The organism is Amycolatopsis sp. NPDC048633, assembly GCF_040650695.1.
Classification (GTDB): Bacteria; Actinomycetota; Actinomycetes; order Mycobacteriales; family Pseudonocardiaceae; genus Amycolatopsis.
Genome location: NZ_JBEZHS010000005.1, coordinates 17159 through 30030 on the forward strand (window position 1 = coordinate 17159; position 12872 = coordinate 30030).

At 71.6% G+C, this 12872-nt stretch carries 12 protein-coding genes; 3 read left to right on the forward strand and 9 right to left on the reverse strand.

Going from position 1 to position 12872, the window contains the following annotated elements; all coding sequences use genetic code 11:
• Window positions 1–2: 2 nt before the first annotated feature.
• The 7 genes from AB0C38_RS12655 to AB0C38_RS12685 are packed head-to-tail and all read right to left on the reverse strand — an operon-like array spanning window position 3 to window position 7178.
• Window positions 3–1226, reverse strand: a complete 1224-nt coding sequence (locus tag AB0C38_RS12655) for a 2-hydroxyacyl-CoA dehydratase family protein (RefSeq protein WP_360671045.1) — start codon at window positions 1224–1226, stop codon at window positions 3–5.
• Window positions 1223–2236 carry a 2-hydroxyacyl-CoA dehydratase family protein gene (locus AB0C38_RS12660; RefSeq protein ID WP_360671048.1) on the reverse strand — a complete coding sequence of 338 codons (1014 nt, stop codon included), beginning with the start codon at window positions 2234–2236 and terminating at the stop codon, window positions 1223–1225. Before AB0C38_RS12660 ends, AB0C38_RS12655 begins: the two co-directional genes overlap by 4 nt.
• On the reverse strand, window positions 2233–3471 hold the full coding sequence (locus tag AB0C38_RS12665; RefSeq protein WP_360671051.1) for a CoA transferase: 1239 nt from the start codon (window positions 3469–3471) through the stop codon (window positions 2233–2235). Before AB0C38_RS12665 ends, AB0C38_RS12660 begins: the two co-directional genes overlap by 4 nt.
• Window positions 3468–4607: a CapA family protein gene (locus tag AB0C38_RS12670; RefSeq protein ID WP_360671054.1), complete on the reverse strand. Its 1140-nt coding sequence runs from the start codon at window positions 4605–4607 to the stop codon at window positions 3468–3470. The genes AB0C38_RS12665 and AB0C38_RS12670 overlap by 4 nt, the downstream gene beginning before the upstream one ends.
• Complete coding sequence (locus tag AB0C38_RS12675) at window positions 4604–5389, reverse strand: amino acid ABC transporter ATP-binding protein (protein WP_360671057.1); 786 nt, start codon at window positions 5387–5389, stop codon at window positions 4604–4606. Before AB0C38_RS12675 ends, AB0C38_RS12670 begins: the two co-directional genes overlap by 4 nt.
• Window positions 5386–6261, reverse strand: a complete 876-nt coding sequence (locus tag AB0C38_RS12680) for an amino acid ABC transporter permease (protein ID WP_360671061.1) — start codon at window positions 6259–6261, stop codon at window positions 5386–5388. Before AB0C38_RS12680 ends, AB0C38_RS12675 begins: the two co-directional genes overlap by 4 nt.
• Window positions 6258–7178, reverse strand: coding sequence for a transporter substrate-binding domain-containing protein (locus AB0C38_RS12685; RefSeq protein WP_360671064.1), 921 nt, complete (start codon window positions 7176–7178; stop codon window positions 6258–6260). The genes AB0C38_RS12680 and AB0C38_RS12685 overlap by 4 nt, the downstream gene beginning before the upstream one ends.
• A gap of 208 nt (window positions 7179–7386) precedes the next feature.
• On the opposite strand from AB0C38_RS12685, the gene AB0C38_RS12690 reads away from it, so the two are divergent.
• Window positions 7387–8379 (forward strand): PaaX family transcriptional regulator C-terminal domain-containing protein, encoded by a 993-nt coding sequence (locus AB0C38_RS12690; protein ID WP_360671066.1) that lies wholly within the window; start codon window positions 7387–7389, stop codon window positions 8377–8379.
• Between the two features lie 220 nt (window positions 8380–8599).
• Window positions 8600–9976, forward strand: a complete 1377-nt coding sequence (locus tag AB0C38_RS12695) for an endo-1,4-beta-xylanase (protein ID WP_360671069.1) — start codon at window positions 8600–8602, stop codon at window positions 9974–9976.
• Window positions 9977–10025: 49 nt separating this feature from the next.
• Here AB0C38_RS12695 and AB0C38_RS12700 read toward each other — a convergent pair whose 3' ends face one another.
• Entirely contained in the window at window positions 10026–11087 is a 1062-nt protein-coding gene (locus tag AB0C38_RS12700) for an acyl-CoA desaturase (RefSeq protein ID WP_360671072.1), read from the reverse strand.
• Window positions 11088–11360: 273 nt separating this feature from the next.
• Between AB0C38_RS12700 and AB0C38_RS12705 the strand changes: the two genes are divergently transcribed.
• The gene (locus AB0C38_RS12705) at window positions 11361–12041 is read left to right on the forward strand and encodes a DUF4386 domain-containing protein (RefSeq protein ID WP_360671075.1); all 681 of its coding nucleotides are present in this window, start codon (window positions 11361–11363) and stop codon (window positions 12039–12041) included.
• Here AB0C38_RS12705 and AB0C38_RS12710 read toward each other — a convergent pair.
• On the reverse strand, window positions 12010–12768 hold the full coding sequence (locus tag AB0C38_RS12710) for an ATP-binding protein (RefSeq protein WP_360671077.1): 759 nt from the start codon (window positions 12766–12768) through the stop codon (window positions 12010–12012). The two genes, AB0C38_RS12705 and AB0C38_RS12710, sit on opposite strands and share 32 nt — an antisense overlap.
• Window positions 12769–12872: the final 104 nt, after the last annotated feature.

The following is a 12872-nucleotide window of genomic DNA, read 5'->3' on the forward strand; positions in this document are numbered from 1 at the left end:
TCTCAGGTCAGTTCGTCGAGCCACGCGCTCATCCGCGCGGTCAGGTCGTCCCCGGTGCGGGCGTCGACGTTGTCCGCGTGCAGCTCCAGCACGGGGATCCCCGCCGCGCGCAGGGCACGGGTGGTGAAGTAGCTGCCGCGGGCGTCGTCGGATACGAGGTGGACGACGCCGTCGACGCCGTGGTGCCGCGCCTCCTTGACGTACCACTCGGCCGACCACGGCGGTGTGTAGAGCTGGTCGCTGAAGGCGGCGAAGCGGGCGGCGAGGGCGCGCAGCGGGTCGTCGCCGTAGCGCAGGTAGCCGTCCGCGGCGATGGCGAGGTACATCGACCAGACGAAGACCGCGCCGTGCGAGCGCTGGAACCGTTGGTAGAACTCGAGGTCGAACCACAGGCCGCGGCCGACCCACATCAGCCGCAGGCGCTCGTCCGGGCAGACCGCGACGCCGGCGTCGACCCGGTCGCGCACCTCGTCGTGGAACGCGCGTGCGGCATCGCGCGCCCACTCCGTGCCGCGGTGCCACTGGGGCACCATCACGCTCGGGATGCCGTCGGTGACGGCGATCGGGCACGGCCGGGCCGCGGCGATCAGGTCGCGGGTGCGCCGGTTCCACTCCTGCTGCTCGTTGACCAGTGCCATCACCTCGCGGAACCGGGTCTCGGAGAACACCCGGCCGGTGGTGAGCTCGAGGAACCGGATGAGCCCGGTCAGCTCGCCGGTCATCAGGTCGAGCCGGTCGCTCCCGATCGCCTCTTCCCAGCGGTGCGGCATGAGCTCCCACCACCGCTCGGGCACGGCGTTCTCGGCCGCGCTCTCCAGCGGGTAGTAGGTGACGCCGGGCTGGGCGTCCCAGACGTCGAAGATCTTCCGGGACGCGTCGCCGGTGGTCTCGCCGAGCACGATCGACGGCTTCGGCAGCCCGCCCCACGGTGCCTGCTCGGGATCGTCCTCGAACACCGACGCGAGCGAGGTGGCGCTGTACTGCTCGATGTAGTCGGGGTAACCGCGCTCGCGCAGCAGGCCGAGGTAGCGCTGGGTCTGGCGTTTCGCCGCGACGATCGACGCCCACCACTGGTTGACGACGTACGGGATGCCCATCGTCCGGAAGATCTCCTGGGGCGCGTCGGCGTTGACCAGCGCCAGCGGGCCGCCCTCGTCACGCACCCTGGCGAACCATTCGCGCTGGTAGGCGGTCGCGGTGGTGGCCGACGCCAGCCGGGCCGTCATGCCGCCGCTCCGGCCGGGACCAGCGCCGCCAGCGCTTCGGGCGTCAGCTCGCCGTACGGCTGCCGCTCGGCCAGGACTGCCGGCAGCCCGGTCGCGGCCCGCTGCTCCGGGAAGTCCCACGGCGGCGGGTCGTCGTGGACTCGCGCGTAGGAGAACAGGACTTCCGCGTCGCAGGCCCGCGCGGCCGCGGCGGTGTGCGCCGCCCGCTGCCGGATGGACGCGCGCGGGGCGGCCGGGCCGTTGTGCTGGTAGCGCTCGGCGAGCGCGAGTTCCGTCGGCGCCGCGCAGGTGCGGGCGAAGAGCAGCTCGCCCCAGTCGTGGTCCTCCCCCACGACGAGAAAACCGTTGTGCTCCAACGTTTCGTACACCGCCGGGTGGTCGTGGGAACTCCCGGTGAGGAACAGCCGGGTCCCTTCGACCCCGGGGAGGTCTTCCGCGAGCAGCCGTTCGACGAGCGCGATGGCCTCCGTGATCGGCACCCCGGTGGTCGCGGCGACGGTTTCGAGGAACCGCGTGCCGCTCAGCCGGTTCGCGCGGCGCAGGGCGGCGAGCCGGGCGAGCGACCGGCGCAGGGTGTCGTGCGCGGTGATGGCCGCGGCGAGGTCGTCGTCGCCGATGGGCCGCCAGCGTCCCAGCCATTCGCGCAGCTGGGCGAGCTTCGCGTGGACGTACCGGGTGGTCATGTGGTGCGGCAGGTGCAGGACGTCCACCAGCCGCACCGGCGGCAGCCCCAGCGCCGGTTCGACGCGGTGCAGCTCCCGCAAGGCGTAGAACAGGCGCAAGGACGCCTCGCAGTCGCGCGAGACGACGATGGCCTCGAGCGGGCCGTAGTCGTCGGTGAGGATCCGCGTCAGGATCGACCGGGCGACCGGGTCCACCCCGCGGCCGAGGTAGCGGTCGCCGAGCGCGCTGTCCCGGCCGGGCTTCCCGGTCAGCCGCAGGGGTCGCAGGCCCGCCGCGGTGATCAGTTCGACCGGCACGTCCGCGCCGACGTACCCGACGGAGCTCAAATCACGGCCTCCGCCACGAGTTCCGCCAGCTCCTCTTCGGTGTAGCCGAGCAGCTCCCGGTAGACGTGCTCGTTGTGCTCCCCCAGCCCCGGCGCCGGCCGTTCGAGGGACACGCGGGCGCCGGAGAACCGGATCGGCACCCCGGTCCCGGCCAGGTCGGCCACCGCGCCGTGCCGCGGGTGCGTCAGCGGCACGACCTCTTCACGGGCCAGCACCAGCGGGTCGCGGACGGCTTCACGCGGCTCGCGGACCTCGGCCGCGGGCACGCCTTCGGCCGTGAAAGCGGCGATGATCTCGGCCAGGGGCCGCACCCGGCACCAGTCGCGGATGAGGTCGTGCAGCTCGTCGGCGGCCCGCACCCGCTGGTCCCGCGTGCGGTAGCGGTCGTCCTCGGCCAGCTCCGGACGACCGATCGCGCGGAGCACGCCGTGCGCGAACGCGTCGGTCGGCGCGCAGAGCGCGAGGTAGCCGTCGGCGGCGGGCAGGATCCCGAACGGTGCCAGCCGCGGCACCATCGACCCGGTGCGCTGGGGCAGGCCGACCGCGTCGAAGGCGTCGAACGGCTCGCACGCGACCAGCGAGGTCAGGGCGCCGAGCATCGACACGTCGACACGCTGGCCTTCCCCGGTGTGTTCGGCCTGCAGCAGCGCGGAGACGGTGCCGACCACGGCGAACAGCGGCGCCAGCAGGTCGCCGATCGGCAGGCCGAACCGGACCGGGCCCTCGTCGGGCTCGCCGGCGGTCATCATCACCCCGCTCAGCGCCTGGATGATCGAGTCCATCGCCTTGCCCGAGCCCGGGCCGCCCTGGGCGCCGAACCCGCTGATCGAGGTGTAGACGAGCCGCGGGTTGATCTCGCGGACCTGCTCGTAGGCGATGCCGAGCCGCTCGGTGACCCCCGGGCTGTAGTTCTCCACCAGCACGTCGGCGTCGCGGACGAGATCGGTGAACACGGCCCGCGACCGCGGGTTCTTCAGGTCGAGGGTGACACTGAGCTTGTTGCGGCCGCGCAGCAGCATCGACACCGACAGGTCGTCGTCATGGCGGCGGGCGAGGTTCAGGCCGTCGCGCCCGACGTAGGGCGCGTTGTTGCGGGACGAGTCCCCGCCGGTGGCGGGGTTCTCGACCTTGATCACGGTCGCCCCGAGCCCGGCGAGCAGCAGGGTCGCGTACGGCCCGGCGAGCGCGGTGGTCAGGTCGATCACGGTGCGGCCGGCCAGTGGCTGGTCGGTCATGCGGAAGCTCCTTCGGAGAGATCGACGAGCACTTCGGTGCCGCGGGTGGTGAACCGGCCGTTGAGGCCCGCCCCGCGGGTGATGTCGTCGACGTACTTCGCCACGGCCTCGCCTTCCGGAGTGCCCCCGACCGGCACCGGACGGCCTTGGTCGTCGATCCAGCAGGGCACGAAGCCGGCTTCGTGCAGCCCGGCTTCGTCGAAGCGGCAGAAGGCGATGGCGGTGTTGCGGCTTTCGGGGTGGAACGGGAAGAACGGCATGTCCGGGTCGGGCGCGAAGCCGTAGAGCTTCGTCCGCCGTTCGGCCCACGCGCGGAGTTCGTCGGCTCCCACTCCCGCTCCCGGTGTCAAGGCGTGGGTGACGGTGGCGAAGTTGCCGAGGCCGTGGAAGATCGGCCGTCCTTTGTAGACTTCGATGCCACGCATGATGTGCGGGTGGTGGGAGAACACCGCGTCGGCGCCGGCGTCGACCGCCGCGCGGGCGACCGGGCTTTCGTACATGGCGACGACCATCGGCGTGTGCCCGACGCCCTTGTGCAGCGACACGAGCACGACGTCGACCTCGGCGCGCAGGCGGCGCACGTCGTCGGCCATCGCCTCCAGGCTGTCCGGGTCGGCGAAGGTGTAGATCTTCGGCGGGCCGCCCGGGCTCGCGTGGTCGAGCTCGTAGTGGGTGAGCACGTGGACGTACGCGCAGCCGGGCTTGCGGGACGTCGCCCAGGAGTCGCGCGGGCCGACGCAGTTGTACGACAGCACCCCGATCCGCCGCCCGCCGCGTTCGACGACCGCCGGCCGCCGCGCCTGCGCGAGGTCCGGCCCGGCCCCGGCCGTCACCATCCCCGCCTCGCGGGAATAGGCGATGGTGTCAGCCAGGCCTCCGTCGCCGGCGTCGTAGACGTGGTTGCCCGCCAGGGTGACAACCGCGAACCCGGCGTCGGCCACCGCTTTCAGCGCGGCCGGGTCCGCCGGCGGGGCGGGGACGTCGGTGCTGCGCTGGACCGCCGTGGTCGAGTGCGGCACTTCGACGTGCCCGATGGCCAGGTCCATCCCCCGCAGCACCGGCGCGGCCGGGGCGAGGAAGAACTCCGGATCCGGCTCGTCCAGGATGAGGTCGCCCACGGCGCCGACGGTGATCACGAAACACCCTCCTTTTCGGACAGATGACGGGACAGGAAGGCCCGCAGCCGGTCGGTCCCGGGGCGCGCGAACAGCTCCCCCGGCGGGCCCTCCTCGACGATCCGGCCCGCCTCCATGAACACGCACCGGTCGGCGGCTTCGCGCGCGAACGCCATTTCGTGCGTGACGACGACCATCGTGGTGCCCGCCGCGGCGAGGTCCCGCAGCACGGCCAGGACCTCGTCGACCAGCTCCGGGTCGAGCGCGCTGGTGGGCTCGTCGAACAGCATGACCCGCGGCCGGACCAGCACGGCCCGGGCGATGGCGACCCGCTGCTGCTGCCCGCCGGAGAGCTGCCGCGGGTAGTGGTCCTCGCGGCCGGCCAGGCCGATGCGCTCGAGCAGCTCGCGCGCCTCGGCCTCCACAGTGGACCGATCGCGCCGGTGGACGCGGATCGCCGCGTCGGTCACGTTGCGCAGCACGGTGAACTGCGGGAACAGGTTGAACTGCTGGAAGACCATGCTCATCCGGCGCCGCTGGGCGGCGATCCGCCGCTCGGTCAGCGCACGCAAGCCGCCCGGCGACCGCCGGTGGCCCAGCAGCTCGCCGTCGAGGTACATCGCCCCGCCGTCGATCGACTCCAGCTGGTGAGCGCAGCGGACGAGCGTCGACTTGCCGGAACCGGAAGGGCCGATCACGACGACCGTCTCGCCTTCGTGGACGTCGAGGCTGACCCCCGCCAGCGCGGTCACCGGCCCGAAATCCTTGCGGACATCGCTGATCCGCAGCACCGGCGCGCTCATCGGGCACCCCGGTGGCCGCGGGAGAACCGGCGCTCCAGCCGGCGTTGCCCGGCCGTCAGGAGGGTGACGACGACCAGGTACCAGAAGCACGCGACCAGCAGCATCGGCACGATCTCGTAGGTGCGGTTGTAGATCACCTGCACCGCGTGCAGCAGGTCCGACATCGCGATGACCGACACGAGCGCGGTGCCCTTCAGCACGTTGATGAACTGGCTGCCCGCCGGCGGGATGATGACGCGCATCGCCTGCGGCAGCACGATCCGCACCAGCGTCTGCCCCGGCGGGTACCCCATCGCGCGGGCCGCGTCGCGCTGGCCGGCGTCGACCGACGACACCCCGGCGCGGAAGATCTCCGCCAGGTACGCCGACTCCACGAGCGACAGGCCGATCACCGCGGCGGTCAGCGGCGTGATGACGCTGTTGGCGTCCCACGTCCCGAAGACCGGGCCGAACGGGATGCCGAGCGACAGCTTCGGGAGCAGGTAGGCGAGGTTGAACCAGAAGATGAGCTGCACCAGCGGCGGGATGCCGCGGAACAGGCCCACCCACAGCGTCGCCACCCACCGGGCCGGGCCGAACCCGCTCAGCTGCATGGCCGCGACCACGCCGCCGGCCAGCGAACCGAGCGCCATCGCCGCGACCGCGAGCAGCACCGTCGTGCCCAGGCCGGCCAGGACGCTCTTCTCGAAGAGGTACTTCGCCACGACGTCCCACTGGAACCGGTCGTTGCCGACCAGGAAGACGATCAGCTGGGCGAGCAGCACAGCCAGCACGAGCACGAACAGCCAGCGCAGGGGGCGGAAGCGGCCGCGCGCCGACGCGACGTCGTCGGGGGCGGTCGCCGTCTCCTCCACTGTGGACATCGCGGTCATTTCGCCGAGGCCACGTCGAACAGCGGCTGCGGGACAGTCACGTCCTCGAGGCCCCACTGCTTCATGATCCGGGCGTACGTGCCGTTGCGGAACAGCTCCTCGAAGGCCTTCTGCAGCACGGGGCCGAGCTTCCCGGCCTTCGGGGTGTAGAGCGCGAGGTTGTCCTTGGTGGCGCCCTGTTCCTCGGTCTGCGTCACGTACTCGTACTGCCCCTTCTGCTGGGTGGTCACGTCGATCGCGGCGGCCTGGGTCATCCCGGCGGCGTCGGCCCGGCCGGACTTCGCGGCCAGCAGGGTGGCGTTCGTGTCGTCGAGCCCCACCACCTGCACGGCCGGGCGCTGCTTGCCCTGGCAGAAGGTGGACAGCTTGGCGAGCTGGCCCTCCACCACGCTGGCGGTGACCACCGCGACCCGCTTGCCGCACAGGTCGGCGGTCTGCTTGATCCCGGCGGCCGAGCCTTCGGGGATCACGTAGGCGGTGCGCGTGGTCATCCACGTGACGGTGTCGAACTGCTGCTCGCGTTCGGCGGTGGCCTTGACGGGCCCGTTGAAGGCCTCGTAACGGCCGCTGAGCATGCCCTGCAACGCGGCCGGGAGCCCGGCGACGATGGTGGTTTCCGTGCGCACGCCCAGGAGCTGGCCGAGCGCCTGCTGGAAGTCGGGGTCGATGCCGGTCACCGTCTTGCCGTCCGGGCCGACGGTGCGGTACGGCGGGTGCGAGTCCCCGGCGAACCGGAGCACACCGGAGTCCTTGACCGCCTGCGGCAGCTGGTCGTGCAGCGCCTGATCGGCGGTCAGGGCGGCGGCGGCCGTGGGCGCCGTGGCCGCGCCGTCGTCGACCGTGCACCCGGCCAGGACGAGCCCGGCGGCGGCCACGGCGAGCGAGCTTCGACGCCATTGACGAAGTGAGGAACCCATGTCGTTTTCTTCCTGCGGAAGGCCGCCCTCAGCAGGCGGCGCGGGAACCTGAAGGATCAATTGGTTGCTATCCGGGCGCCGATCGTCGCATGATGTGTCGCGTGATTCAACCCCTCGGTGCGGCCACCCGGCCGGCACTGCCACCATGGACACCCGCGGCGGACACCGGCCGGCCGCCCGGACCGACCCCGGAAGAGGCAGGCGCGCGATGACAGCGACGTCCTCGGGACCGCTGCCCCGCTCACAGCAGGGAGCCGAACCGCAGCTCCTGCTGACGTCCCTGCTCGGCGACTTCTGGTACTGGCGCGACGAGCACATCCCCTCGGCCGCGCTGGTGGAGCTGCTCGGCGAGTTCGACATCAGCCCGGCGAGCGCGCGGGCCGCGATCCGCCGCCTCGCCGCGCGCGGGCTGCTCACCGTGTCGCGCAGCGGGCGGACGACGGCCTACGGCATCCCCGCCCGCACGTCCGAGGTGATCATCGAGCGCACGCACCGGATGCTCACGTTCGGCACGACCGCGCCCGAGTGGGACGGGCAGTGGACCGTCGTGACCTTCTCCGTGCCGGAACAGGACCGCGGCGTGCGCACGGCACTGCGGTCACGGCTGCGGGTCCTGCGCTTCGCCGCCCTCTACGACGGCGTCTGGGTCAGCCCGCACGACCTGACCGACCTGGCGCTCGCCACCCTGCGCGAGCTCGATCTCCGCAGCGCGACGGTCTTCCGCGCCACCGAGGTCCCCGGCGACGCCGGCAGTCCCGTCGCGGCGTTCGACCTCGAGCCCCTCGCCCGGGAGTACGAGCAGTTCGTCGACCAGTACGAACAGGTGCTCACCGGCCTCGACGCCGGCCTGATCAGCCCGGCGCAGGCGTTGCGGACCCGCACCGGGCTGCGCGTGGACTGGCGCCGGTTCCCGGAGACCGACCCCGACCTGCCCGGCGAGCTGCTGCCGGCCGGCTGGGCGCGCGACCGGGCCCAGAAGGTCTTCCTGCAGATCTACGACCGGCTCGGCCCGCTCGCCGAGCTCCGGTTCCGGCAGCTGCTGGCCGCCACCGACCCCGCGCTGGCCGAGTTCGCCTCGCACCACGACTCCGCCAAGGTGGCCGCGCTGTTCGCCGGCCTGGGCGACCGGCACCCGGCGGGCGACACGCCGTTCGAGCAGGCCGCCGAGGCGCGGCGGCTGGACGAGGCCCGCCACCAGTAAGAGCGGCACTTCCCGAGCCGCACGTGCCAGGCACGTGCTCCCGAAACTCGGTCGAAACTCTTTGCCCGATGGGGAAGCAGCGTGTTCTCCTGCTCGCAGAAGGTGAACATCATCGATTCGTCCAGTCACCGACGACTGGGTTCCGCGGGCCGGTCATCGTCGGCGGGGACTCGTCCGGAGGTGGGCTTTCCCTGGGCGTGCGCCTGTGAGGAGACCACGGATGGCAGGAAGTTCTTCGGGCCCGCGCGGCAGAAGGTGGTGGCGGTCCCCGGCCACGCGAGCACTGGCGGGAGTGGCCACCGTGGCCGCGACGGCCGCCGTCCTCGTGACGGCTCCGGGCGCCGATGCCGCGGCCAGCACCCTGGGAGCCGCGGCCGCCCAGTCCGGCCGGTACTTCGGTACGGCGATCGCCGCGAGCAAGCTCGGCAACTCGGCCTACACGACGATCGCGGCGAGTGAGTTCAACATGGTCACGGCCGAGAACGAGATGAAGCCGGACGCGACCGAGCCCAACCAGAACCAGTTCAACTTCTCCTCGGGCGACCAGATCTACAACTGGGCGGTCAGCCACGGCGCCAAGGTCCGCGGCCACACACTGGCCTGGCACGCCCAGCAGCCCGGCTGGATGCAGAACATGGGCGGCAGCTCGCTGCGCAACGCGATGATCAACCACATCCAGAAGGTGATGGCCCACTACCAGGGCAAGCTCGCGTACTGGGACGTCGTCAACGAGGCGTTCAACGAAGACGGCAGCCGTCGTTCGTCGAACCTGCAGAGCACCGGCAACGACTGGATCGAGGTCGCGTTCAAGACCGCGCGCGCCGCCGACCCGTCGACCAAGCTCTGCTACAACGACTACAACATCGACAACTGGAGCTACGGCAAGACCCAGGGTGTCTACAACATGGTGCGGGACTTCAAGTCCCGTGGCGTGCCGATCGACTGCGTGGGCCTGCAGGCCCACTTCACCGGCGGCAGCTCGGTCCCGGGCAACCTCCAGACCACGATCTCCAGTTTCGCGGCGCTCGGCGTCGACGTCGCGCTGACCGAGGTCGACGTCACGAACGCGTCCACCTCGCAGTACGCGGCCCTGACCCAGGCGTGCATGAACGTCGCGCGCTGCGTCGGCATCACCGTGTGGGGCGTGCGGGACAGCGACTCGTGGCGCTCCGGCGAGAGTCCCCTGCTGTTCGACGGCAACGGGAACAAGAAAGCCGCGTACAACTCGGTGCTGAACGTCCTCAACTCCGGCGGAGGCACGACCACCACACCGACGACGACCCCGACCGGCACCACCACCCCGACCACGACTCCCACGACACCGGGCGGGGGCAGTTGCACCGCCTCGCTTTCGGCCGGACAGTCCTGGAGTGACCGATACAACCTGAGCGTCTCGGTCAGCGGCTCCAGCTCGTGGACGGTCACGATGACCGTGCCGAGTCCCGCGAAGGTCATCGCCACCTGGAACGTCAACGCCACTTGGCCCAGCAGTCAGGTCCTCGTCGCCAAACCCAACGGGAGCGGCAACAACTGGGGCGTCACCATCCAGCACAACGGAAACCGGAACTGGCCCAGCGTCAGCTGCAGCAGTTCCTGAGCCGCGGCTCGGCTCGTTCGCGAAGCGTGCGCTTCGCGAACGAGCCGTTTCACCGCCAGGGCACGGCCAAGCGGAAGATCTTCCGGACGACCGACCCGAGCTGGCGCGACAGGGACCCCGTGTTGTACGGCAGGCCGTAGCGCTCGCAGATCTCGCGCACCTCGGTGGCCATCCGCGGGTAGCGGTGGCTGGGCAGGTCCGGGAACAGGTGGTGCTCGATCTGGTGGCTCAGGTTGCCCGACAGCACGTGGAACAGCGCGCTGCCGGTGATGTTCGCCGAGCCGAGCATCTGCCGCAGGTACCACTGCCCGCGGCTCTCGTCTTCGCTCTCCTCTTCGGTGAACACCTCGGCGCCGTCGGGGAAGTGACCGCAGAAGATGATCGAGAACGCCCAGAGGTTGCGGACCACGTTGGCGGTGATGTTCGCCGACAGCGTCAGCGGCGCGAGCGGCCCGGTAAGCAGCGGGTACAGGACGTAGTCGCGGCCGGCCTGCCGGGCGGTCTTGCGCAGCATCGGCGCCAGCAGCGGCCGGACGTCCGCCCAGCCGCGCCGCCCCTGCACGATCCGGTCCACCTCCAGGTCGTGCAGCATGATCCCGTATTCGAAGAACAACGCCTGCGCGGCGGCATAGACCGGGTTGCCCAGGTAGTACGGGTGCCACTCCTGGTCCTCGGTGATGCGGAGGATCCCGTACCCGACGTCCCGGTCCTTGTCGAGGATGTTGGTGTAGGTGTGGTGCATGAAGTTGTGCGAGCGGCGCCACTGCTCGCCCGGGCAGACCATGTCCCACTCGAACGTCCGCGAGTTCAGCGCGGGGTCCTTCATCCAGTCGTACTGGCCGTGCATGACGTTGTGGCCGATCTCCATGTTGTCGAGGATCTTCGACACCGCCAGCGCCGCGACCCCGCCCAGCCAGGCGGGCGGGAACCACCCGGCGAACAGGAGCACCCGGCCGGACACCTCGCACACCCGTTGCGCCGCAACGACGTTGTGGATGTAGTCGGCGTCGGTCGCGCCGAGGTCGTCCACCACCCGCAGGCGGAGGGCGTCCAGTTCCTTGCCCAGCCGGTCGATCTCGGCCGGCTCGAGGCCGGTGGACGTGGTGGACATGAGCGCAGCTCCTCGGATCGGCACGGATTCGGCCGGGCCGCGGCGCCCGATCGCCCCGACCCGGCCGGAGAAACCGTCGCCGGGGCCCGGGGCACGAAGTCCACAGCGTAGCCCCACCGGCCGGCGGAGTAGTCGACCAGGCGGGTGGTCCGCTGTGCCTTCACTCACAGGCGGGTAGCGCGGCCATGATCGTCCACAGAGGACGAAATCGGCCCGGAGCGGGCGTACTGTGACACCTCCGGATCCCTTTCCAGTCCCAGGCCGGAGCGGCAGATGGACTCACCGAGGAAGACCGCGCTCGTCGCGGGCGCGCTGTACCTGCTCACCTTCGTCTCGATCCCGACGCTCGCGCTCTACGGCCCCGTGCGCGACCGGACCTACGTCACCGGCGCCGGCCCGGACACGGCCGCCGTCGTGGGTGGCGTCCTGGAGGTGATCGTCGCGTTCGCCTGCGTGGGGACCGCGGTCGTGCTGTTCCCGGTGGTGAAGCGGCAGAACGAAGCGACCGCGCTGGGCTTCGTCGGCGCCCGGGTCCTGGAAGCCGCCGCCATCATCGCCGGCGTCGCGTGCCTGCTCGCCGTCGTGTCCCTGCGGCGGGCCGGGGCCGGCATCGACGCGGTGGGCACCGGCCAGGCGCTGGTCGCGCTCCACGACCGGCTGTTCCTGCTCGGGCAAAGCCTCATGCCCGTCGTCAACGCGCTGCTGCTGGGTTCGCTGCTGTACCGGTCACGCCTGGTCCCGCGGGCCCTTCCGGTACTCGGCTTCTTCGGCGCACCGCTGCTCGCGGCGGCCACGATCGCGACGATGGCGGGCTTCATCGAACGGAGCTCGGCGTGGGCGGCGGCGGCCGCGCTCCCGATCGCGCTGTGGGAGCTGTCGCTGGGCAGCTGGCTGATCGTCAAGGGCTTCAAGCCGTCAGCCGTCACCGCCCCGGCGGAGTCCCCGGCGCCCTGAGCACGGCCCAGACGACCTTGCCGCCGGACTGCCTCGGCGACCAGCCCGCGGCGTGCGCGAGGTGGGCGACGAGCGGGAGCCCGCTGCCCGGTTCCGGCGCCTTGCGGCCGGGCGGGGGCAGCGAGACCGGGCGCGAGTCGTCATCGGCGACGGCGACGGTGAGCCGGCCCAGCCGCAGCTCCAGGCGCAGGCGGGCCGGCGAACGGGCGTGCTCGGCGGCGTTTTCCACGAGCTCGCCCGCTACGGTGACGGCCGAGCCGGCCAGGGGTCCGATGGTCCAGTTGTCGCAGGTGTCGGTGACGAACCGCCGCGCCGCACGCACGCTCAGCGGCGAAGGCGGCAGCCACAGCTCGGTGCGGCGGCGAGGCGGCGGCTCGCCCAGCTCGGCGAGCGCGGCCGGCACGGTGGGCCGCACCGAAAGGAAGCGCCGCATCGGGCCGTGCCACGACAGGTCCGCGTGCGCCGGGCCGGGAACCACCACCAGCCGCACCGCCGACCACTGCGAGACGCGCAGCCACACGGTGACGAACACGCTGGTCAGGTGGTCGTGGGCGAGCTCGAGCTCGGCGAGGTCGACGACCACCGCGAGCGGCTGGTCGGCCGCGCACTTGAGCAGCAGGTCACGCAACACCGGGTAGGTACGGACGTCCAGCACGCCCGATGGGCGGACGATCGTCGTGCCTTGCAGTTCGGACAGCGCACAGCTCAGCTGTCTGTCCGGATCCATGCCGTAGCCCGCCTCTGGTTGGTCGAGCCCGGATCGCCTCAGAACGGTCAACACTACGGCCGGGCAACCGACCGTGACAGCGGACAGCACCAGCTCCACTCGAT